The following is a 22,100-nucleotide window of genomic DNA, read 5'->3' as shown; positions in this document are numbered from 1 at the left end:
CGGAGTACACCATGACCGTCATCGTTCACCGCATCCGGCTGCTCGACGGTGTGGCACCGGACCGCTTCGAGACATGGGTGCGGGACGTCGACTACGCCACGTGCCCCGAGCTGCCCAGTGTCCTGTCGTTCAGCGTCCAGCGGGTGCATGCCGGGGACGCCCCCCTCGCCTACGTCGAAATCATCGAGGTGTCCAGCCTCGCGGACTTCGAGCACGACATGCAGAGCCCGCCATTTCGAAAGCTGGTCTCCGACTTCGATCAGATGGCCGAGGTCGTGTCCGAGACGGTGGGCGATCGTATCGGAGACGGCTATCGCGCGTGAATAGCGGATGCGCCGTCGGCGGCGAAAGGCGTATTGCTTTGCGCTCGTCAGCTCCGGCCCGATCCTTTTGAATTCTGTTCAATGGCCGCCATGAGTCCGGTCTCGTAGGCGACGGCCACGGCCTGGGCGCGACTTCCGACACCCAGTTTCCTCAGCAAATGGTGAACGTGGGAGCGAACGGTCGCTGTGGAAACCGATAGTTTCTCCGCTATCTCCGCATTGGACTTTCCCTGGGTGAGCAGGGCGATCACCTCGGTCTCCCGTGGAGTCAGCGAGGGCACGACGCTCGCGGCGAGCGCGGAGGCAGGACGCTGCGGCAGGTGGTCGAGGCTCCTGCGGGCCGCCTCGGGGATGACCATCGCACTGCCCGCACTGACCGTCCGCAGGACATGGATCAGCTCGTCGGCGGAGGTGTCGGGGGCGAGGACGGCACGGACCCCGAGACGTAAAATCTCGATCGAACGGCAGGCGTTCTCGGCCTTCGTGATGTGGATGACCTTGGTCAGTGCCGCGAGAGCGGTCAGCTCACGCTTGTTCTCGATGGTCAGAGCGGGGGCGACCACCACAGTGACGTCCGGTGCCGAGTCGGCGGCGACGGCTTCCGAATCCGTCCCGGTCGAGTAACCGATGACAGCGATGTCGGGCTGCTGGTCGAGCAGGGCCCGCATACCGGCACCCACGATCGATCCCTCGCAGCAGACCAGCACCCGGATGCCGCGGCCGGCACCACCGCTGGGGGCCGTGTGATGAGCTGGAGAGGCCGACCAGTCGTCCCGCACGGCTCGATGTCCCGGCCTCCGCCGGTGGACGCTCATCGCCCGGTGATCAGGTAGGTCGTCCACGCGAAACGATGAGTGGCATTGAGGCCCGTTCGCCGAGAGCAGTGCAAGGTTCGTTCCTCCCCCGAGATTGACGCGACCCTGCGTGTTCCAGGAGACCCTTCGCTGCTTATCGGTCTCGCAACATCGAGGCCGCATGGCATATGCAGGGTAACACAGGAGGCACACACTCACGGCTCTCCGAGGATGCCTCGACGTTTTACCACCGAGTAACCTCACGCCTTATGTGTCCGGTATTTGATGGCTGGTTCCGACAACGCCCAGGAGAATTTCACGGGACATTTGGGCGACGTGTCAGATCGTGCGTACGGCACGGGCTCCTATCCGGCGCGGGGACCGCGGGAAACCCGTGAGAGGGTGCCCCAATCTGCTCACGAAGAAGGTGCGGCCCGGCAGTCCCAGCCGGTCCTGCAGCTCCTTTCGAACGTCGTCGTGCTGCAGGACGACGCTGACGGGGTGCAGCGCGAGCCCCGCCTCCGTGGCCCGCAGCCAGTATTCGGCCAGCCGGGCTCCGCCGCGGACGGTGGCCTCGACACCGGGAAGCGCGTCGGCCAGACCCATGGCGACGATGGCCGGCGTCGGCCGTACGACGCGGGCGAGTTGGCGGGCGAGCACCCGGTGGTAACCCGCGTGGCGGAGCACACCCATCGTGGTGGGAGCCAGCGCGAGGCGCAGTGCGTGGCGCCGTGGCGTCGACAGCGGCCCGAACAACTGGCTGAGGGGGAAGCCGTCGCCACGCGCCTGTGCCTCGGCCTCGTCCCGGCGCACGAACGAGTACGTCTCGCGCCAGGCCTGTCGATGAGTGAAGTCGCGGCCCCCGTGGCGGGCCACGAGGCCGGCGAAGGCCGCACGCTCGCTGTCGGCCACGAGATGCCGGACGGTGACGCCCGCGTCCTCGGCGACGCCGGTCGACGGGGCGGACAGACCGTCCAGGACGGCCGGTTCGACCGCACCGGGGCGGTAGGGCGCGCGGTTGGTCCGTCGGGCCAGGGCGGTGCGGCGGAGTTCGGCGAGCGTACCGACCGGCTCGTCCGTGCGGCGCAGCCGGACCGCACACAGGGGCGACCATGACTTCGGCCAGGTGTCTCCGAGTGGGCGACACGCGTCGTAGGCCTTCTGCGTCCGTCCGTCGGCGAGCGGTTCGACGAATCGGATCCGGTCCGTCGACCAGCCCTGGAGGGCCAGGGAGCGCAACAGGATCTGCAGGTACGCGCCACAGCTGACCAGCATCTCGACGGCGTGTGCGGGGAGGGAGGTGAGTTCACGCTCCCGGTCGAGGGCCAGGATCACGTACTCGTCCGTGTCACCTCCACCGGTACTGCTTTCACCGGAGGTGCTGTCGGGGGCCTCGGGGCCGCCGGCGGGAGCCTCTTCGACGAGTCGTTCCGCTGCCCGGCGCGCGCCACGGCCGGAGGGCCAGGCGACGCCCCAGGGCTGGCAGTTGTGCGACGACGGGCTGAGCGCGGCGATGTCTGCCGCTTCACGCAGAGCGTGTTCGAAGGGCACTCGCCGTGCCGCGGAGGGCGGCCGGGGTGCCGAGGTGGGTGAACCGGTCACGGTGTCCGTTCTCCTCACTGCCACACGAGCGCCAGGGCGTATCCGTCGACTTCCCGGGCCCAGCTGTCGAAACGGGAACCGTCGGCCGCGGGCGCGTGACGGCGCAGTTCCGGCCCTGCCCGCCAGGCGAACCGGCCGTCGGGCCACCACTGGGTGAGCCGCACCTCGCGGCTGTCCACCCGCAGGCCGAAGCCGAAGTGCTTGAGCACCGCCTCCTTGCAGGCCCACCGCAGGGGGAGCGGCATGCCGCCCACTCCCCCGAGTCGTGGATCCGCGGCGATCTCCGGGGACTGCGTGAGCAGTTGCGCGAGCGGCGGTGGCACCTGGCGGCTGCGCTCGACGTCGATCCCGACGGCACGCGGCCCGCAGACGGCGACGGCGAAGTCCACCGAGTGGGACAGACCCACCTCGACACGGGCGTCGACGACGGGTTTTCCGGCGCGGAGCCCGTCCGGGACGACGCCGACCGTGATGTCGCGGGGGCGCACCGAGGTGCCGGCGTGCCGCCGCTGATAGGCGCACACGCTGTGTTTGATGGCCAGACGTCCTGCCAGCCACTCCAAGCGCCGCTTGAACAGGCGCAGTTGTGCCGCCTGCTGGATCTCGTCGTCGCTCAGATGCCGGGCGCCGATCAGCACGCGGTCCGTTTCGTCGCGTCCGCGCAGCCAGGCGATGGACACCACGGCGACCGTCAGGGGGCCGCGGGCGTGACTGACGTACAGGGGACGTGCGGGATCGAGCGTCATGCTGTCGTCGAGGCTGCGGGCCGCGACGCGGTCCGGCGAGGTGATGGTCATCGCCGGGCCTTCAGCGCTCCACGCGCGGGGGCAGCAGGAACGGGTAGGTGCGGCGCCTGATCCTGTGGTGCCAGAAACGGTCGGCCTGGCGCAGCCGCTGGATGAGTTCCCACATCCGGGCGTCGTCGCGGTAGTACGCGGCCACCTCCTCCGCGGTGATCGGTCTGGACAGGCGGGCGTTGGCCTGTTCGAGGAACGCCGGGACGAGCTCGTGGAGCCGTTCCTTGTGCAGGTTGCCGAGGAAGTCCAGCAGGACGCCGCGGGTCTCGTAGAACTTGTCGAAGATCGACTTGGTCATCGAGATACGGACGGCGTCGCGCAGGACCCAGGGCAGCGAGCTGAAGAAGAGCCGGACGTCCAGTCGTTCGCGGTTGCGGGCGTCCCGCATGAGAGGCGTCGTGACATCGATGTACACCAGTTCACCGCCGACATCCACCCAGTTGTCGGCCTGCGCGTCCAGACCGAGGGTGGGCTCCACGGCACGCTCGACCCGGTCGAGGAACCGGGAGAAGAAGTCCTTGACCCAGATGTCGTCCTCGGTGTGCAGAAGCCTGGAACACAACCGGTGCGGCGGCAGCTCGCGCTGCACGCAGTAGGCCGTGATGCGCCCCGACGGCAGCCGCGTGTGCCACAGCCCGGTGTCCGCGACGTCGAGGCCGTTGTCCGCGAGCCTCCTCAGGTACTCGCGGAGGCCCTCCTCGTACCGTTCGAAGCGTCCGCGGTCGGGGAACACCGGCAGCCGTTTGCAGGCGAACACCCCGTCACCGCTCTCCAGCCGCAGTACCAGGCTGACTTCGCCGTACCCGAGCACATCGAGGGCACTGTCGTCCATGGTCCTGAGCGCGGCTTGAACCCGGTCTTCGAGCTGCGCGAGTTCGACGTGCGGAACGGTGAAGGACATGGCGTGACCCTTAGCTCTGGTTGTCCGTCCTGGCCGGCGTGGTTGCCGCGGCGGACGGGGACGATGTGCGCCGGTGCCGCACGAGGAGGTAGACGGCCGCGGCGAAGAACGCGGCGTCGAGCACGAGTATCTGCGGCACGCTGCTCACGAGGACGACGACCAGGCAGACCAGCATGAGCAGTTGGCCGTAGAGCGCGGCGACGACCAGGCCCCGGCCGAGGATCAGGACGACACCGCTGACGGCCATCGCCGCCGCGACGAACACGGTGACGCCCGTGGGGTGTGCGGCGAGCCAGTCGGTGAAGGGACCGATGACGGCGACACCGTCGTTGCCGTCCGCGGCGCCGTCGAGGCGCTCTTCGACCGACTCGATCTCCGGGAAGAACTTGCCGATGCCGGCGATGACGTAGAGGACGCCCACTGTGCGCTGGAGGATCAGGTCTCGTGTGGTCACCCGATGGAGTCTTCCGGTGTCGTGGCCTGACGGCCGGGGCTTTTTCGGACGAGATCCATTGACCGTGCGATCCGCAGTCCGCGTGTACGCCGATTTCAGGCGGCCGTGATCACCAGCACCGCGTTCTGACCGCCGAAGCCGAACGAGTTGCTCACCGCCACCTCCACCTTCCGTTCCCGGGGCGATCCGGCGACGATGTCCAACTCGACCTCGGGGTCCTGCCGTTCGAGGTTGGCGGTCGGGGGGATGGTGCCGTTCTCGACGGTCAGCACGGTCAGCGCGGCCTCGATCGCACCGGCGGCTCCCAGGGTGTGGCCGGTCACCCCCTTGGTGGAGGTGACCGCGGGACCTTCGCCGAGGAGCCCTCGCAACACCTTGGCCTCCGCCGCGTCGTTGAGCGGTGTGGACGTGCCGTGGGCGTTGACATGGTCGACCTCCCCGGGCGTGACGCCCGCTCCCGACAGCGCCGTGCGCAACGCTCGCAGAACCCCCGCGCCCTCGGGGTCCGGTGCGGTCATGTGGTACGCGTCGGCGGAGGCCCCGTACCCGGCGATCCTCGCCCGGACCGTCGCCCGGCGCGCCCGTGCGTCCGCCTCGCGTTCGAGGACGAGCATGCCGCTGCCCTCGCCGATGACGAACCCGTCACGGTCCGCGTCGAAGGGGCGGGAGGCGGCGGACGGTGCGTCGAGCCGCCTGGACAGCGCGCCCATCTGCGCGAAACCCGTCACCATCAGGGGGCTGACCCCGGCCTCGGCGCCGCCCGTGACGACGACGTCGCAGCTTCCGTCGCGCAGCAGTTGCAGGGCCGTGCCGATCGCCGTGGCGCCGGACGCACAGGCCGTCGCCGTGACCAGATTCGGACCCTTGGCGTGCAGGTCCATCGCCAGGTGCCCGGCGGCCATGTTCGGCACGAGCATCGGGATCAGCAGGGCGGAGACCGCTTCCGGGCCCTTCTCCAGCATCCGCCGGTGCTGGGTCTCCCAGGTCGTCACTCCCCCGAGGCCGCAGCCGACGACGACCCCGACGCGGACGCCGTCCCAGGTACCGGGGTCCAGCCCGGCGTCGGCGACCGCCTCACGGGCCGCGGTGATGCAGAGCTGGCTGAAGCGGTCGTGTGCCAATGCGCTGCGCCGGCCCACGTGCTCGCGGGCGGAGAAGCCGGGCACGGTGCAGGAGATGTCCACGGGAAGTCCGGCCAGCGAGGGGTTCCTGGCCGCCGGGGACCGGCCCGCGCACACGCCCTTCCAGGTGTCGTCGGCGCCGATGCCGACGGGGGTGACCAGACCGACACCCGTCACCGCGATGGGCGGCGAAGGTGACCTGGAGATGGTCATGCCGAGGCCTCGGCGGACGCGAGGCGCTCGATCAGGTCGGCGACCTGGGTGATCGTGTCCCCGGGAGACGCGGCGTCGTCACCGACGTGCACACCGAAGTCGGACTGGACGACGAGGAGCAGCTCGACGAGGAACAGGGAGTCCATGTCGAGGTCCTCGAACGTGGTGTCAGGGCCGATCTCCGCGCGGTCCACCTCGAAACGGTCGACCAGCAGATCGACCAGCCTGCCGTACATCACGCTCATGCGTTCATCACATCCATGCGATGCGCCCTGCCTTTCCGGCGCTCACAAGGCACCGCTGCGTCACTTCGCCGCTTCACTTCGCCGTGCCCGACCGGACAGGTCCTGGTCGTCATCGAGTGTGGGCGACCGGGCTGACCGCCCGCTGACCGATGACTGACCGCGCGCTGACGGGCAGGCACCCGTCCACACGGAGATGCTGCGTCAGCCATCGGTCAGTGCCTCGTCAGCCATCGGTCAGCCCCTCGGACCAGACTCGGCCCGGACATCACCCATGACCGTCCGGAACACATGGCCGTCCGGAAGACGAGGAGCACTCGCGTGGTTGCACGTCTTCGCGACCGACCGACACCTCGACACCTCACCGGTGACCGCCCCGGCCGTCATGGCCGGGACGGTGTCCGATGAGCCGGGCCGCCGTGCTGACGGGAGTCGGCAGCTGCCTGCCGCCCAGGGCTGTCCCGAACGACGAACTGGCCGCCGGACTGGACAGTTCCGAGGAATGGATCCGCTCACGCACAGGTATCGAGCAGCGGTACTTCGCGGAGCAGGGCACGGCCACCTCCGACCTGGCGGTCGGGGCGGGCGAGAGAGCCCTCAAGAGCGCGGGCGTCTCCACCGTGGACACGGTGCTCGTCGCGACGACCACCCCGGACCGCCCCTGCCCGGCGACCGCCCCCGTGGTGGCCGCCCGGCTCGGGATGAGGGGAACGGCCGCCTACGACGTGTCCGCCGTCTGCACCGGGTTCGTGTACGGGCTGGCGACCGCGGCGGGGCTCATCTCCGCGGGCGTCGCGGACCGCGTGCTGGTGATCGGCGCGGAGACGTTCTCCACCCTGCTCGATCCCCAGGACCGGTCCACGGCCGTGATCTTCGGGGACGGCGCCGGAGCCGTCGTACTGCGCTCGGGCGATCCGGCGGAGCCCGGCGCGCTCGGCCCGTTCGATCTGGGGAGCGACGGAGCGGGCGAGGACCTGATCACCGTGCCCGCCGGCGGATCACGCCAGCGCCTGTCCGGGCTGGCACCGGCCGCCGGCGAGCGGTACTTCACCATGTCGGGCAAGGAGGTTTTCCGGCACGCGGTACTGCGGATGACCGGATCGGCCCGCACGGTTCTCGCCCGGGCGGGCTGGCTGGCGCGGGACGTCGACCATCTGGTGAGTCACCAGGCGAATCTCCGGATCACCAACCATGTCGCCGACGACCTCGGGATTCCCAGGAACCGCTGTGTCGGCAACATCGCCGAGGTCGGCAACACCGCGGCGGCCTCCATCCCCCTCGCCCTCGACCAGGCACACACCGAAGGTGCGTTGCGGCCGGGCGGGCGGATGCTGCTCACCGCGTTCGGCGGAGGGCTCACCTGGGGGTCCACGGTACTGACCTGGCCGGACCTGGACCCGGCCCGCGCGTGAGCACACACAAGCACACGCACAAGTACAGGAACGAGCACCGGAACGAGCACCGGAACGAGCACGAGCACGACGGAAGGAGCACACGGCATGGGCGTGATGAACGCATGAGCGTGATGTACGGCAGGCTGGTCGATCTGCTGGTCGACCGTTTCGAGGTGGACCGCGCGGAGATCGGCCCTGACACCACGTTCGAGGACCTCGACATGGACTCCCTGTTCCTCGTCGAGCTGCTCCTCGTCGTCCAGTCCGACTTCGGTGTGCACGTCGGTGACGACGCCGCGTCTCCCGGGGACACGATCACCCAGGTCGCCGACCTGATCGAGCGCCTCGCGTCCGCCGAGGTCCCCACCGGGCCCTAGCCGGGCCGCAGCAGGGCCAGAGTCCGCCGGAAAACGAGCCGAGGACGACCATGAGCACCCAGCAGTCAATCATCAACTACATCGCCGGTGTGTGGCTCGACGGTGACGCCGAGGGCCTCGACGCGCAGGTCCCCATCGCCGAGCTGAACATCATCGACTCGGCCGGAATCTTCGACCTCGTGCACTACATGCAGGACGACTTCCGTATCACCGTCCCGCTGCAGGAGATCTCCCCGGCGAACTTCCGGACGGTCGACACGATGGCAGCGCTGGTCGAGCGGCTGCGGCGAGAGGGAGAAACCGTCCGATGACGAACGTCACTGGGGACAGGCGGGACAGCGTCCGGCGTGAGGTCGTCGACATCATCGCCTCGCGGACGCTCTACGACGAGTCCTACCTTCTGCCCGACAGCCACTTCGAGGCAGAACTCGGTATCGACTCGGTCATCTTCGAATCGATCCTGGCCTCGGTGAAGGAACAGTTCTCGCTGGTGGCACCGCTGCCGTCCGGCCTCGCAACGGTCGGCGACCTCGTCCGCGCGGTCGAGCAGGCCTGCCAGGCCGCCACCGCCGACGTTCACCGACCGGCGGAGACCGCACCGGGTGGCTCGCTCCTGGAGACCGTCGTCACCACCACCATGCGGCACACCCAGTACCAGCGCGGTCAGTTGGCACCCGGCGCCGACTTCGAGAGCGAGCTAGGCATCGATTCGGTGGTCCTGGCCTCGATCGTGGCCGACGCCGCACGTGAGCTGGGACTTCCCCCCGGCCTGGCGGGCACCGTCACCGCGACGTCCCTGGACGAGCTGGTGGAGGCCCTGCGTCCCTATCACGAGGACGCGCACCGGGTGGACCGGGCGCTCACCGACCCCGATCGGGGTGCGGCGCGGATCCCGGACGGGCGCGCCGCGGACGACCTGGGCTCGGCCTGGGACGGCCGCTCCATGAAGGACTTCGTGGAGGAACGCGACAGCGACCTGTTCGCCAAGACCCGCAGTTTCGGCAGGTATCTGCGGCGGCGCGAGGCCGAGCGGCTCTACTGGTACGGCATGCCGCTGCACTCCCGCTGCTCGAACCGGGCCGTCATCTTCGACGAACTGGAGGGCCACGAACGCGAGTTCCTGATGTTCGCGTCGAACAACTACCTGGGCCTGGCCAACCACCCCAAGGTGATCGAGGCGGTCTGCGAGGCCACCCGCCGGTACGGGGCCACACACACCGGCTCCCGGTTCATCGGCGGGACCAACATGCTCCACAAGGAACTGGAGCGGCGCCTCGCGGCCTTCAAGCAGCGGCCGGCCTGCATCGTCTATCCCGGTGGCTACGCGGCGAACATCGGCGCGATCTCCGCGCTGGTCAAGAGCTACGACACCGTCGTCGTCGACAAGCTCAACCATATGAGCATCGTCGACGGCGCCCGGCTCTCCGGCGCCACCCGCAGGATCTACCAGCACAACGACATGGCCGACCTGGTGCGCATCCTGAAGCGCTGCGACGAGGGACCCGGCGGCAAACTCGTCGTGGCCGACGGTGTGTTCAGCATGCACGGCGACATCTGCGACCTGCCCGAGATCGTCCGCCTGGCCAAGGAGCACGGCGCCAGGGTCATGATCGACGACGCACACTCCACCGGTGTACTCGGCCGGCGCGGCTCGGGGACGGCCGAGCACTTCGGACTGAAGGGCGAGGTCGACCTCGAACTCGGCACGATGAGCAAGACACTCGCGGGCATGGGCGGGTTCGTCGTCGGCGACGAGGAGGTCGTCGAGTACCTCCGCTTCTACTCGAACTCGTACGTCTTCGCCGCGAACATTCCCGCGGGTGTCGCCGCCGGGCTGATCGCGTCCATCGACGTCATCGAGTCGGAACCCGAGCGCATCACGAAGCTGTGGCGCAACATCCGGCTGCTGCGGAGCCAGTTGGCGGACGCCGGCTTCGATCTGGAGAACACCCGCAGCGCGATCCTTCCCCTGGTCATCGGCGACGAGCGCAAGGCGATGGAGATGGGCCGCGCGGTCCGCGCGAGAGGGCTCTACTGCCAGACGGTGGTGTTCCCCGGCGTGCCGCTCGGTGACGCGCGCCTACGGGTCAGTGTCACCTCGGAGCACACCCCCGAGGACCTGGAGACCGCCGCGGGCATCTTCGTCGAGGCCGGCCGCGAGGTCGGTGTCCTGCCGTCGGCGGGGTGAGGCGACGATGACGGAAACAGCCCTGACGCGGATGCGGCACGACTGCGACACCTCGCTGATCCGGTTGCCGCGGTCGCTGTCCCCCGAGCAGGCGGTCCGGCCCGCCTTCGTCGGCGAACGGACCATCACATACGGCCAGTTGGGGGCGGACGTCGCCGCCGTCGCGTCCGGCCTGGTCGGGCTCGGCGCGACGATCGGTGACCGGGTGGCTGTCTGGATGGACAAGACGCCGCGCTACGCCGAGGCGATCCTCGCGACCCTGCAGGCCGGCTGCGCCTATGTCCCCCTCGACGGGGGCCAGCCGCCGGCGCGGGTGGAGCACATCCTCAGGGACTGCGAGCCGGTGGTCCTCTTCACCGACCACCGGCACCTGGAACTGCTCGCGGGCTGCGCACTGCCCGCCTCCGTGCGGGCGATCGTGCCGGCCGACGGCACCGGCCCGGAATCGAAGGGGACCACGTCGAGGCCGACGGCACCTGTCCGGTCGTGGGCCGACTTCGCCGCGACGCCAGGAGGGAAGGCCGCCTACGCCGAGATCCCGCCCACGCCGGATCGCGACGACCTCGCCGCCATCCTCTACACCTCCGGCTCGACCGGCACGCCGAAAGGGGTGCGGATCTCCTACCGGAACCTGGCGAACTTCATCCGCTGGGCGCGTACCGAACTGACCGTGGGGCCGGACGACGTCTTCGCCAACCACGCCTCCTTCAACTTCGACCTGTCCACCTTCGACCTCTTCACCGCGCTGTCGGTGGGCGCCGGCGTCTGGATCGTCGCCGACGACCAGTCACGCGACGTCGCGTCGCTGGCCAGGGGAATACGCGAGCACGGCGTCACGGTGTGGTACTCCGTGCCCTCCGTGCTGAACCTCCTGACCCGCTCGGGAGCGCTCACCCCGGACACGGTACGCACCCTGCGGTACGTCCTCTTCGCGGGTGAGGTCTACCCGATCGGGCAGTTGCGTGCACTGGCGACCCTGCTGCCCGAGCAGACGGCGCTCTACAACCTGTACGGGCCGACCGAGACCAACGTCTGCACCTATCACCGGGTCCGTGCGGAGGACCTCGCCCGGGACGAGCCCGTACCGATCGGCACACCGGTGCCCGGCGCCCGCGCGTCCGTCGTGGACGAGGACGGACACACGCTGCACGGGCCCGAGGCGTACGGCGAACTGATCGTCGAGGGTGACTGCGTCACTCCCGGCTACTGGCGACGGGGGTCGCGTGCGCCCGACGCCCAGGACGCCGCCTCCGCAGACGCCGCCTCCGCGGACGCCGCCTCCGGACACACCGCGGTCGGCCATGGGCGGGGCCGCCACGCCACCGGCGACCTGGTGAGCTACGAGGGAGACAGCCTCGTCTACCGCGGACGCCGTGACCGGATGGTCAAACTCCACGGCTACCGCGTGGAGTTGGGTGAGATAGAGGCCACGGTGCTCAAGCGGCCGGGCATCACGTCCGCCGCCGTCGTGCTCGACAAGCAGGGCACGGAGCCGCGGATCGCCCTCTACTACACCCTCGGTCCGGGCGTCCGCAGACCGAACCTCATCGAGATCAAGCGGCACTGCGCACAGCACCTGCCCCGCTACATGCTGCCCCAGCTGGCCGTCTGCCTCGACGAACTGCCCCACAACGCCAACGGCAAGACCGACTACCACCGCCTGGGCAGCGGGACGGCCGGTCCTGTCCGGCACTCGCAGGCCGTGCCCGGCAAATGACGGAGACGCTCATGAACCAGGATCCCCACGAGACCCCCTGGCAACCCTGGCAGGGGAAAGAGCCGAAGACCGTCGCCGGGCTGCTGCGCCGCCATCTCGACCACCGCCCGGACGCGCTCGCCTACCGTTTCCTCGACGGAACCGATGCGGGCCGCGCCGGCGACGGCAGCGCGGGAGAAGCAGGAGAGGCGGAAGGGGCGGAACAGGGCGAGTCATGGAACTACCGGGAGCTGGACCTCCGCACCCGGGCAGTGGCCGCGCTCCTCCAGCGCGAAGGCCTCACCGGCAAGCCGGTCCTGCTGCTCCATCCTCCGGGGCTCGACTACGTCGCCGGCTTCCTCGGCTGCCTGTACGCCGGAGCCATCGCCGTACCGGCCTACCCGCCGGACACCCGGCGCTTCGGCCAGACCATGCCCCGTCTCGCGGCCATCGCCCGGGACTCCGGGGCGACGCACGCCCTCACGACCGAAGCCCTGTCGCGCTTCGCGGCCACGAAACGACGCGAGATGGACTCCCTCGGACTCGCCGGTCTGCGCTGGCTGACGCTGTCGGAGCTGGGCACCGCCGGAGCCGGCGACTGGCATGAGCCCTCCGTCGGCAGCGATGCGACGGCCTTCCTCCAGTACACGTCCGGTTCGACCTCGTCCCCCAAGGGCGTCATGGTCAGCAACGGCAACCTGCTGCACAACCTCCGTTCGATCCACCGCAGGCTGGAGCACGACGCCGGGTCGGGCATGGTGTCCTGGCTGCCCCCGTACCACGACATGGGTCTCATCGGCGGCATCCTCACGCCCCTGTACGGCGGCTTTCCCGCTCACCTCATGTCCGCGATGTCCTTCGTACGGCAGCCGCTGCTGTGGCTGCGGACGCTGTCGCGGACCAGGGCGTCCACCAGCGTGGCCCCCAACTTCGGCTTCGAGCACTGCGTACGCCGGATCACGGACGAGCAGCGGGACGGTCTGGACCTGAGCCACTGGAGGCTGGCGCTGAACGGCGCCGAGCCGGTACGCGCCGACACCCTCGACCTGTTCACCGAACGGTTCGCGCCCTGCGGCTTCGAACGCCGCGCCCTGCTGCCCTGCTACGGCCTCGCCGAGGCCACGCTGATGGTGACGGGGGTCGGCGCGCACGAACCGCCGCCGGTCGGCGCGTTCGCGTCCGCCGCGCTCAGTTCGGGGGTCGCCGAGTCCGTACCCGACACAGCCGTGACCGAGGTGCCCGAGGTGCCCGAGTCGCGTGGTGAGCGGGCGGTGCGGCTGGTCGGATGCGGCCCCGCCGTCGAAGGAGTGGACGTCGCGATCGTCGACCCCGGCACCCGACGGCGGATCGACTCCGAGGGGCACGTCGGCGAGATCTGGATCGCGGGCGGGAGCGTGGCACACGGCTACTGGGGCCGCCCCGAGACCAGCGAGGTCACCTTCCGGGCCCGTATCGAGGGCGAAGGGCCGACAGCCTTCCTGCGCACCGGCGATCTCGGCTTCCTGAAGGGTGGCCACCTCCACGTCGTCGGCCGTATCAAGGACGTCGTCATCGTGCAGGGCCGCAACCACTACCCGCAGGACGTCGAACGCACCATGGAGCGGGCCGACGAAGCGGTCCGGGCGGGGTCGGGCGCCGCCTTCTCCATCGAGATCGACGGCGCCGAGGAACTCGTCGTCGTGCACGAGGTGGAGAGCAGGCGTCTCGACGGGGCGCCCGCGCTCCTGGCGAAGCTGCGCACGGCGATCGCCGAGGAGCACGACGTGGCACCCCACGCCGTCGTCCTCCTGAAGAGGTCGACGGTCCACAAGACGACCAGCGGAAAGATCCAACGACAGGCGTGCAAGCGGGACTTCCTCGGACTCGGGCTCACCGTGGTGGCGGCCGGCGTCACCAGGGACCTTGTGACACCCCTGCCCGCCGGGGACCTCGCCGGCCTGTCCGGCGGCGCGCGCCGGCAGCGGGTGACCGACGCGGTCACCGAGGTTCTGACAGGTGTCCCGGCGACTGCCGACGCGCCGGACGTGACCGGCTGGACGTTCGCCGAACTCGACCTGGACTACCCGGCGCTCCTCACCGCCGTACGCGTCCTGGAGGAGCGGCTCGGCACCAGGATCCCCGTGGGCGCGCTGCTGGCACGTCCGAGGGTCGACACCCTGATCAGCCTGCTTCTCGGTGAGAAACCAGGTACGGAAGCAAGTGAGGAACCGCTCTCCAAAGATCAGGCGGCCGGTCCGTGGGACCCGGACGCCGTCGAGGCATGGCTGGTCGAGGAGGTGGCGACCCGCCTCGGCCTGTCCGCCGCCTCGGTCGATGTCACCAGGCCGCTGGCCTCGTTGGGCCTGGACTCGAAGCAGGCCGTGGCGATCCTCGCGGAACTCGGCGCGCGGACAGGGCGCGAGATGAGCACGGGCAGCGCGTTCGAGCACCCGACCATCCGGGCCGTCGCGGCGCACGTCGGTGCCGCCGGACGCCCGGCGGGCACGGCGGTCTCGACGGTGGCGACCCCGCCACGGCAGCCTCAGCCGTCGCGGCAACCGTCACGGCAGGAGGACACCGGGCACGAGCCCATCGCCGTCATCGGTATGGGGTGCCGTTTCCCGGGCGCCCCGGACCCGGACAGCTACTGGCGGCTCCTGGTGGACGGACGCGACGCGATCACCGGGGTCCCGGGCGGCCGTTGGGCCACCGAGCAGGTGGACGCGCCGGCGTTCGGCGGCTTCATCGATCGCGTGGACGAGTTCGACGCCCGCTTCTTCGGCCTGTCTGCCAGAGAGGCGGCGCGGATGGACCCCCAGCAGCGGCTGCTCCTGGAGACCGCCTGGCAGACCGTGGAGGACGCGGGCCTCGACCCGACCGGGCTGTCGGGCAGCGCGACCGGCGTATTCGTCGGGATCAGCAGCCATGACTACTCCGAGCTGCAGATGAGCCGGCTGGAGACGATCGACGTCCACGCGGCGACCGGCAACGCGCACTCCATCGCGGCGAACAGGCTCTCGTACACACTCGATCTGCGCGGGCCGAGCCTCGCGGTGGACACCGCGTGCTCGTCGTCGTTGCTGGCGGTGCACCTCGCCTGCGAGAGCATACGGCGCGGGGAGTGCGACACCGCCCTGGCCGGCGGGGTCAACCTGCTGATCTCGCCGGGCCTCTCGGTGGCGTTCGCCCAGGGCAATATGCTCTCCCCCGACGGACGGTGCCGGACGTTCGACGACTCGGCGAACGGCTACGTACGCGGTGAGGGCGTGGGCCTGGTCCTGCTCAAACCCCTCTCCGCGGCCCTCGCCGACGGCGACCCGGTCCACGCCGTGATCCGCGGGTCGGCCACCGCCCACGGTGGCCGGAGCAACGGCCTGACGGCGCCGAAGGGTTCCGCCCAGCGGTCCGTGATCGAACGGGCCCTGGTCCAGGCGGGTCTGAGCGGTGCGGACGTCGACTACGTCGAGGCGCACGGCACCGGCACCTCGCTCGGCGACCCCGTCGAGTGGGAAGGCCTCGCAGCCGCCTACGGCCAGGGCAGGCCCGAGGGCAACCGCTGCCTGGTGGGGTCGGTGAAGACCAACATCGGCCACCTGGAGTCGGCCGCGGGCATCGCCGGGCTCATCAAGGCGGCCCTCGTCGTACGGCACCGCCAGGTCCCGCCGACGCTCCACCTGCGCACCCCGAACCGCCACCTCGCCTGGGACGGCGCCGGACTCGACGTGCCGACCCGGCTCACCGGCCTGCCGGACACCGGCAGCGTACGGGCAGGTGTCAGTTCGTTCGGGTTCGGCGGGGCGAACGCACACGTGGTGCTCGAATCGGCCCCCGAGCCGGACCCGGTCGAGGCGGTGGCTCCGAAGCGGCCCACCCACGCCCTGTGCCTGTCGGCGCACACACCGACCGCTCTCACCACGCTGGCCCAGCGCTGGCGTACGCACCTGGCCGCCCACCCCGACGCGGAACTCGCGGAACTCTGCCACACGGCCAACACCGGGCGGGCCCGGCTCGCCTTCCGGGCGGTCGTCACCGGTGGTTCCCAGGAGACGTTCGACACCGCGCTCGACGCCCTGGCCCGCGGCGGACCGTCGACCGCCGTGGTGCGCGGCCGGACCCGCCCGGGACCCGCGCCGAAGGTCGCGTTCCTCTTCAGCGGCCAGGGCACGCAGTACACGGGCATGGGCAAGGGCCTGTACGACACACACAGCGGGTTCGCCCGCACCCTGGAACGCGCCGACGGCGTCCTGCGACCGCACCTCGGCGTCCCGCTGACGGAACTGCTGTTCGGGGAGGGGAGCGCCGACCGGCTGGCGAACACCCGGTACTGCCAGCCCGCGCTGGTGGCACTGGAGGTCGCGCTCGCCGAGCTGTGGATCTCGCTGGGTGTGCGGCCCACCGCCCTGCTCGGGCACAGCATCGGGGCGTACGGCGCCGCCTGTGTCGCCGGGGTGATGTCGCTTGAGGACGCCCTGACGCTGGCCGTGGTGCGGGGCGGGCACATGGCCGAACAGCCCGGCGAGGGCGCGATGATCGCCTGTGCCGGGGACGCGGAGACGATCCGCGCCGCGGCGGCCACCGGGGACTCCGTCGCGGTCGCCGCCGTCAACGCCCCCGGGCATCTGGTGCTGTCCGGGCCCCGTACGGAGATCGACGGGGTACGAGCGCTGCTGGAGAGCCGGTCGGTCGTCGTCAGGCCTCTCACGGTGTCGCACGCCTTCCACTCCCCGCTGATGGCGGGTGCGGCTGAGCCGCTGCGCGCCGCGGCCGACGGTGTCGCGTTCCGGCGGCCGGAGATCCCCTGGGTCTTCGACGCCACGGGCGAACCGGTCACCGGTCCTGTCGGGGCCGACGACTGGGCGCGGCACATGCTGGGTCCGGTGCGTTTCGCCGACGGTTTCGCGACGCTGCGCCGCCTCGGCTGCGATGCCTTCGTGGAGATCGGCCCGCATCCGACCCTGCTCGGCATGGCACGCACCATGACCACCCCGGACGACGAGGAGTCGGTGCTGTGGCTGCCCTCCCTGCGCCGCGCACGCGGCGGCCCCGCGGGGGACGGTGACTGGCAGACGCTTCTCCAGTCGCTCGGCCGTCTGCACTGCGCGGGCGGGCCCGTGGACTGGGCCGCGCTGGACGAGGGCTCGCGCCGGCCGCGGATCCCGGTACCGCACGCGGTCCTCGAAGGGCAGCCGTACTGGTTCTCGCCGCCGCCGCCGTCGATGACGCCGTCGCCGTCGCCGTCGACGAGCGGCGCCGCGCAGGACGGCCTCGCGCATCCCGGACCGCCGCGGTCCGCCCCGGCCGCCCTTGTCACCCCTGCCCCGGTCGCCCCGGCCACCCTTGCCGCCCCACCGGCTTCAGCCCCACCGGCTTCGGCCCCTCCGACCTCCGACGCAGGCGAGGTCCGCAGTGAGGTGGTCGACCAGGTGGCGCGGGCCTGTGCCTTCCCGCCCGAGCAGATCCCCCTGGACGCACGGCTGGGCGCGGACCTCGGTTTCGACTCGCTGATGCGCACCGAACTCGAACGCGCCCTCGCCCGCCGGTTCCCCGGGCATCTGGACAGGTACCGCGAGTCGGTGCCCGAGGACCCGACCGTCGGCGAGCTGGTGGCCCTGCTGGACTCCGGCGACCGGCCCCCGGCCCAGGGGAACGGCACTCCCCCGGCTGCCGTCGACGGCCCTCCGGTGCGGCAGGAGCGCGAGTTCGAGGAGTGGGCCGAGTACGCGGAACTGCGGGGCCGCCTCCGCCAGACGACGGCGAGCGGCTCGAACCCGTACGGCCGGATCCACGAGGGCCACAACTGCGGCCGTGTCTCCATCGACGGGCGCCCGGTCATCAACTTCTCGTCCTTCAACTACCTCGCGCTGTCGCACCACCCACGGGTACGCAAGGCCGCGCAGGAGGCCATCGACCGGTACGGCACCTCCAGTTCGGCGACTCCCCTGTTGTTCGGCGAGACCCCGCTGCACCACGAACTGGACGCCGAGATCGCCTCGTTCCTCGGCACGGAGGCCGCGATCGTCTTCGCCGGGGGCCATGCGACGAACGTGGCGACCATCGGGCACCTCTTCGGGCCCGAGGACCTGGTCCTGCACGACGAGTGGATCCACGACAGCGCGCTGCGCGGCTGCATGCTCTCGGGTGCCCGGCGCCGGCCCTTCCCGCACAACGACTGGCGGGCGCTGGACTCGATGCTGGGGACCCTCCGCTCGCAGCACCGGCGGGCCCTGGTCCTCATCGAGGGCGCGTACAGCCAGGACGGTGATCTCCCCGATCTGCGCAGGTTCATCGACGTGAAGAAGCACCACGGCGCGATGCTGATGATCGACGAGGCCCACTCGATCGGTGTCCTCGGGCGGACGGGCCGGGGCATCGGCGAGTACTTCGGCGTCGACCGCCGTGACGTCGACCTGTGGATGGGCACGCTCAGCAAGGCACTGGGCAGCCTCGGCGGTTACATCGCGGCCCGTGAACCGATCATCGAGTACCTCAGGTTCACCGCTCCGCTGCACATCTTCAGCACCGGTATCTCGCCGGCGAACACGGCCGCCGCCCTGGAGGCGATCCGGGTCGTCAGGGACGAGCCGCAGCGCGTGGCCCGGGTGCGGCGGCTCGCCGAGCACTTCCGCGACTCGGCCCGAGCGCGCGGCTTCGACATCGGTGTGTCCCGTGCCTCGGCGGTGATCCCGGTCGTCATCGGCGACTGGGAGAAGACGATGGCCCTCTCCAACTCCCTTCTGGAGCGGGGGGTGAACGTGATGCCGATCGGTTATCCGGCCGTCGCACGCGACGAGTGCCGGCTGCGCTTCTTCGTCAACGCGGACCACACCGAAGAAGATCTGGAACACTCCCTCGACCTCCTGGGACGAGCCATGTCGGAACACACCCACGCGACCCCCTCCCCCGGCCCCACGGAGCACTTGACCGCGACCTCCCGCCCGACCGCTACCGATCCCGCGGCCCATCCCGTTCCCGCACCCCGCTCCGGATCCTCGGGCGACTCCGTCGCGGACGTCCTGGTCACCGGCGCGAGCGGGTTCATCGGCGGGCATCTGACGCGTCGGCTGACCGAACACGGCCATCGCGTGCGGGTGCTGGTGCGCGAGGGCAGCGACCGTGCCGCCTTCGCGGGCCTGGACGTGGAGGTGACGACCGGTGACCTCAGCGACCCGGAGAGTCTGCGCCACGCCACCTCGGGCGTCCGGCACGTCTACAACTGTGCGGGCCTGTCGGCCGACTGGGGACCGTGGGAGGAGTTCAGGCGGATCAACGTCGACGGCAGCCGCAACCTGGTCGAGGCCGCCCACCACGCGGGGACCGTGGAGCGCCTCCTCCACCTCAGCACCACCGACGTGTACGGCTATCCGGTCACCCCCTGCGACGAGAGCGCGGAGCCCAGAGACATCGGACTGCCCTACAACCGCAGCAAGGTGCTGGGAGAGCGAGCCGTGCGGCAGGCGGCCGAGCGGACCGGGCTGCCGGTCACCGTCGTACGGCCGGTGTCGGTCTACGGGCCGCGCAGCAAGGACTTCGTGATCGAGATCGCGACGCTGCTGCTGAGCCGGCAGATGGTCTACGTCCGCGGGGGTGCCGTACCGGCGGGTCTCGTCTATGTGGGCAACCTTGTCGACGGAATGATCGCGGCGTGCGCCTCGGACACCGCGGTCGGCAAGGCGTACAACATGCGGGATCCCGATCCGACGACATGGCGGGAGTACGTGGAGGCACTGGCTCGCGGTCTGGGCGTGAAGCCTCCCGCGTTCAGTCTGCCGACTCCGGTGGCGCGGGGGGTGGCCACGGTGTCCGAGAGGCTCTACGGCGCCCTGAGGATCAAGTCCCGCCCGGTGCTCACCCGCCATGCCGTCCATCTTTTCGACCGTGATCAGTCCTACGCCATCGACCGGGCGCGCGACGACTTCGGGTTCAAGAGCGAGGTGGGCTTCGAGGAGGGCATCGAGCTGACGCTGGCCTGGCTGGACTCACCGGAAGGCCGCGCACTCGTCACCCGCTGACCCCGACCGAGAGGATCCACGTGCACACGATCGAGCGGCCGTCGGCGACGGGTCCTTCGGTTCCGCGACCACCGACCGCCGTCTGGTTCCCCGGCTTCGGCCCGAGCACGGACACGGACACAGCTACAGGTACAGGTACAGGTACAGGTACAGGTACAGGTAAGAGTGCCGGGGCGCGCACCGCCCCACTGCGTCTCGTCTGCCTCCCGTACGCGGGCGGCACGCCGTCCGTCTACCGGAACTGGGCGGCGCACCTCGGCGTCGGTGTGCACGTCGTCCCCGTGCTCCTGCCCGGCCGGGGACTGCGCGCGCGGGAGGTGCCGTACACGGACATGGGCGCTCTGGTCGCGGATCTCACGGACGCGTTGGTCGAGCACGGACTCGCCGACGGGTACGCCTTGTTCGGGCACAGCATGGGAGCGCTGCTCGCCTACGAGGTCGCCCGCGAGCTGCGGGACCGCGGCCTGCCCGAGCCGGCGCACCTGTTCGTGTCGGGCAGCAAGGCACCGCACCTGTACGGCGACCGCCGCGACCACACGCTCTCCGACGCGGACCTGCGGCAGTTGGTACGCGACCTCGGAGGCCTGGCCGCCGACGACACCATCGGCAGCTCGTACCTGGAAAGGCGGCTGCCGGTGCTGCGCGCCGACCTCACCGTCTGCGAGACCTACCGGTGGGCCCCGCGTCGCCCCCTGAGCTGCCCGATGACCGCGTTCTCCGCCACCCGTGACCCGATCGCGCCCGCGCACGAGATGGAGGCATGGCGCGTCCACACCCGGGGGTCGCTCCTGCGCCACCACGTGGAAGGTGACCACTTCTTCCTCAACGGCCCGTCCAGGCCGTTCCTCCTGCGCGAGATCCGTGCCGAACTCGCCCGCCACCTCGTTTGCCCACTGTGAAGAGGGAATCCTCATGGATCTACTGAGCCTGGCCAGGACCGTCAAGGACCGGGTGGAGACACCGATCACGGATGCGCTGGCCGTGGCGAAGGTCGTCACGGACCCGCGGACCCCCCTGTTGCTGGCGCTCTCCACCGTGGTGGTCACACCCCTGTACCGGGCGGCCTTCCTGGCGTCCGCCTCGGGCTCGGGTGTGCTCCAGTGCCTGGCCGTGCGGCCCTGCGATCTGGACAGCCTGGTCGAGTATCTGGAGGTGCCCCAGGACCGGGAACGGCTGCGCGTCTGGCTCGACACCGGTGTCCGCCTCGGTGAACTCGACGTGCGAGAGGGGTGTTACCGCCTCCGCAGCACCCTGGCCAAGGTCCTGGCGCGGGCGGGGAACGACGCGGTGGCCGCCGCCCTCGAAGAGATCATGCGCTTCCATGTGCCCGCGCTCCTGGACGCGCCCCGGATGCTCCAGGAGGGCCGTCGCTTCTCCCTCGGCGACCAGGACGGTACGGTCATCGCCCGTTCGTCCCTGGCGCTGCGGGGCATGGTGCAGGAGGCCATCGACCGGCATCTGGAGCGCGCCACCCCGATCCGGCTGCTGGAGATCGGCTGCGGGACGGGGGCGTACGTCCGCCACGCCGCACGGCTCAACCCCCGCCTGACCGCCCTCGCGGTCGACCTCCAGCCGGAGGTCGCCCTGCGGGCCGCCGCCAACATGGCCGAATGGGGGCTCACCGAGCGCGTGGAGACCCGCCAGGGTGATCTGCGGACCCTCGAACTCCAGCCCCAGTTCGATCTGGTCACCCTGCACAACAACATCTACTACTTCCCCGAGGCCGAGCGGGTCGAGGTGCTGGAGCGGGCCCGCTCCTTCCTGGCGCCCGGCGGCCGGCTGCTCCTCACCTCGTCGTGTCAGGGCGGCGGCAACGCCGGGCTCGACGTGCTCAACCTCTGGTTCGAGTACGCCGACTTCGGTGGTCCGCTGCCCCGGGAGGACGAGTTGGTCACCCAGCTGGAGAAAGCGGGGTTCACGGACGTCCGGGCCGCCGGGATCGTCCCCACACAGCCGTTCCGCGTGTTCGTCGCGACCAACGGCGCCCATGGCGCCCACGTTCAGGCCTGA

The 22,100-nt window shown here is 70.6% G+C and carries 16 protein-coding genes; 9 read left to right on the top strand and 7 right to left on the bottom strand.

Going from position 1 to position 22,100, the window contains the following annotated elements; translation table 11 throughout:
- The first annotated feature begins 11 nt into the window (after positions 1 to 11).
- The gene (locus ACIOKD_RS25565) at positions 12 to 323 is read left to right on the top strand and encodes a RedY protein (protein WP_402088270.1); all 312 of its coding nucleotides are present in this window, start codon (positions 12 to 14) and stop codon (positions 321 to 323) included.
- A gap of 47 nt (positions 324 to 370) precedes the next feature.
- Here the strand turns inward: ACIOKD_RS25565 and ACIOKD_RS25560 are convergent, their stop codons facing one another.
- The 7 genes from ACIOKD_RS25560 to ACIOKD_RS25530 all read right to left on the bottom strand — a co-directional run bounded on the left by ACIOKD_RS25560 (position 371) and on the right by ACIOKD_RS25530 (position 6,450).
- Positions 371 to 1,102: a response regulator transcription factor gene (locus ACIOKD_RS25560; protein ID WP_402088268.1), complete on the bottom strand. Its 732-nt coding sequence runs from the start codon at positions 1,100 to 1,102 to the stop codon at positions 371 to 373.
- Between the two features lie 354 nt (positions 1,103 to 1,456).
- Positions 1,457 to 2,719: a RedV protein gene (locus ACIOKD_RS25555; protein WP_402088265.1), complete on the bottom strand. Its 1,263-nt coding sequence runs from the start codon at positions 2,717 to 2,719 to the stop codon at positions 1,457 to 1,459.
- Positions 2,720 to 2,733: 14 nt separating this feature from the next.
- Positions 2,734 to 3,516 carry a 4'-phosphopantetheinyl transferase family protein gene (locus tag ACIOKD_RS25550; RefSeq protein ID WP_402088263.1) on the bottom strand — a complete coding sequence of 261 codons (783 nt, stop codon included), beginning with the start codon at positions 3,514 to 3,516 and terminating at the stop codon, positions 2,734 to 2,736.
- A gap of 10 nt (positions 3,517 to 3,526) precedes the next feature.
- A complete protein-coding gene (locus ACIOKD_RS25545; RefSeq protein WP_402088260.1) occupies positions 3,527 to 4,417 on the bottom strand; it encodes a DUF6206 family protein in 891 nt (296 codons plus the stop codon).
- A gap of 10 nt (positions 4,418 to 4,427) precedes the next feature.
- Positions 4,428 to 4,871 carry a DUF6041 domain-containing protein gene (locus ACIOKD_RS25540; protein WP_402088258.1) on the bottom strand — a complete coding sequence of 148 codons (444 nt, stop codon included), beginning with the start codon at positions 4,869 to 4,871 and terminating at the stop codon, positions 4,428 to 4,430.
- Positions 4,872 to 4,966: 95 nt separating this feature from the next.
- Positions 4,967 to 6,205: a beta-ketoacyl-[acyl-carrier-protein] synthase family protein gene (locus tag ACIOKD_RS25535; protein ID WP_402088256.1), complete on the bottom strand. Its 1,239-nt coding sequence runs from the start codon at positions 6,203 to 6,205 to the stop codon at positions 4,967 to 4,969.
- Positions 6,202 to 6,450: an acyl carrier protein gene (locus ACIOKD_RS25530; protein ID WP_402088253.1), complete on the bottom strand. Its 249-nt coding sequence runs from the start codon at positions 6,448 to 6,450 to the stop codon at positions 6,202 to 6,204. Before ACIOKD_RS25530 ends, ACIOKD_RS25535 begins: the two co-directional genes overlap by 4 nt.
- Before the next feature lie 401 nt (positions 6,451 to 6,851).
- On the opposite strand from ACIOKD_RS25530, the gene ACIOKD_RS25525 reads away from it, so the two are divergent.
- The 8 genes from ACIOKD_RS25525 to ACIOKD_RS25490 all read left to right on the top strand — a co-directional run bounded on the left by ACIOKD_RS25525 (position 6,852) and on the right by ACIOKD_RS25490 (position 22,100).
- Positions 6,852 to 7,859, top strand: a complete 1,008-nt coding sequence (locus tag ACIOKD_RS25525; protein WP_402088251.1) for a beta-ketoacyl-ACP synthase III — start codon at positions 6,852 to 6,854, stop codon at positions 7,857 to 7,859.
- A gap of 104 nt (positions 7,860 to 7,963) precedes the next feature.
- Entirely contained in the window at positions 7,964 to 8,218 is a 255-nt protein-coding gene (locus tag ACIOKD_RS25520) for an acyl carrier protein (RefSeq protein ID WP_402088248.1), read from the top strand.
- A gap of 50 nt (positions 8,219 to 8,268) precedes the next feature.
- Entirely contained in the window at positions 8,269 to 8,529 is a 261-nt protein-coding gene (locus tag ACIOKD_RS25515) for an acyl carrier protein (protein ID WP_398290875.1), read from the top strand.
- Positions 8,526 to 10,406, top strand: a complete 1,881-nt coding sequence (locus tag ACIOKD_RS25510) for an aminotransferase class I/II-fold pyridoxal phosphate-dependent enzyme (protein ID WP_402088244.1) — start codon at positions 8,526 to 8,528, stop codon at positions 10,404 to 10,406. The genes ACIOKD_RS25515 and ACIOKD_RS25510 overlap by 4 nt, the downstream gene beginning before the upstream one ends.
- A gap of 7 nt (positions 10,407 to 10,413) precedes the next feature.
- A complete protein-coding gene (locus ACIOKD_RS25505; RefSeq protein WP_402088242.1) occupies positions 10,414 to 12,123 on the top strand; it encodes an amino acid adenylation domain-containing protein in 1,710 nt (569 codons plus the stop codon).
- An 11-nt stretch (positions 12,124 to 12,134) separates the two neighbouring features.
- Positions 12,135 to 20,090, top strand: coding sequence for an aminotransferase class I/II-fold pyridoxal phosphate-dependent enzyme (locus tag ACIOKD_RS25500; protein ID WP_402088239.1), 7,956 nt, complete (start codon positions 12,135 to 12,137; stop codon positions 20,088 to 20,090).
- 20 nt (positions 20,091 to 20,110) lie between these two features.
- Positions 20,111 to 20,989, top strand: a complete 879-nt coding sequence (locus ACIOKD_RS25495) for a thioesterase II family protein (RefSeq protein ID WP_402088237.1) — start codon at positions 20,111 to 20,113, stop codon at positions 20,987 to 20,989.
- 13 nt (positions 20,990 to 21,002) lie between these two features.
- Complete coding sequence (locus tag ACIOKD_RS25490) at positions 21,003 to 22,100, top strand: SAM-dependent methyltransferase (protein ID WP_402088234.1); 1,098 nt, start codon at positions 21,003 to 21,005, stop codon at positions 22,098 to 22,100.

Source organism: Streptomyces sp. NPDC087844 (genome assembly GCF_044742785.1).
GTDB lineage: Bacteria > Actinomycetota > Actinomycetes > Streptomycetales > Streptomycetaceae > Streptomyces.
Note: the sequence above shows the minus strand (reverse complement) of the source record. Positions and strands in the feature narration are given on the sequence as shown.

Bases quoted from the DNA above. Each gene is read 5' to 3' on its own strand.
- ACIOKD_RS25565 (WP_402088270.1), top strand. From the start codon at position 12: ATGACCGTCATCGTTCACCGCATCCGGCTGCTCGACGGTGTGGCACCG.
- ACIOKD_RS25550 (WP_402088263.1), bottom strand. From the start codon at position 3,516: ATGACCATCACCTCGCCGGACCGCGTCGCGGCCCGCAGCCTCGACGAC.
- ACIOKD_RS25545 (WP_402088260.1), bottom strand. From the start codon at position 4,417: ATGTCCTTCACCGTTCCGCACGTCGAACTCGCGCAGCTCGAAGACCGG.
- ACIOKD_RS25535 (WP_402088256.1), bottom strand. From the start codon at position 6,205: ATGACCATCTCCAGGTCACCTTCGCCGCCCATCGCGGTGACGGGTGTC.
- ACIOKD_RS25530 (WP_402088253.1), bottom strand. From the start codon at position 6,450: ATGAGCGTGATGTACGGCAGGCTGGTCGATCTGCTGGTCGACCGTTTC.
- ACIOKD_RS25525 (WP_402088251.1), top strand. From the start codon at position 6,852: ATGAGCCGGGCCGCCGTGCTGACGGGAGTCGGCAGCTGCCTGCCGCCC.
- ACIOKD_RS25520 (WP_402088248.1), top strand. From the start codon at position 7,964: ATGAGCGTGATGTACGGCAGGCTGGTCGATCTGCTGGTCGACCGTTTC.
- ACIOKD_RS25515 (WP_398290875.1), top strand. From the start codon at position 8,269: ATGAGCACCCAGCAGTCAATCATCAACTACATCGCCGGTGTGTGGCTC.
- ACIOKD_RS25510 (WP_402088244.1), top strand. From the start codon at position 8,526: ATGACGAACGTCACTGGGGACAGGCGGGACAGCGTCCGGCGTGAGGTC.
- ACIOKD_RS25505 (WP_402088242.1), top strand. From the start codon at position 10,414: ATGACGGAAACAGCCCTGACGCGGATGCGGCACGACTGCGACACCTCG.
- ACIOKD_RS25500 (WP_402088239.1), top strand. From the start codon at position 12,135: ATGAACCAGGATCCCCACGAGACCCCCTGGCAACCCTGGCAGGGGAAA.
- ACIOKD_RS25490 (WP_402088234.1), top strand. From the start codon at position 21,003: ATGGATCTACTGAGCCTGGCCAGGACCGTCAAGGACCGGGTGGAGACA.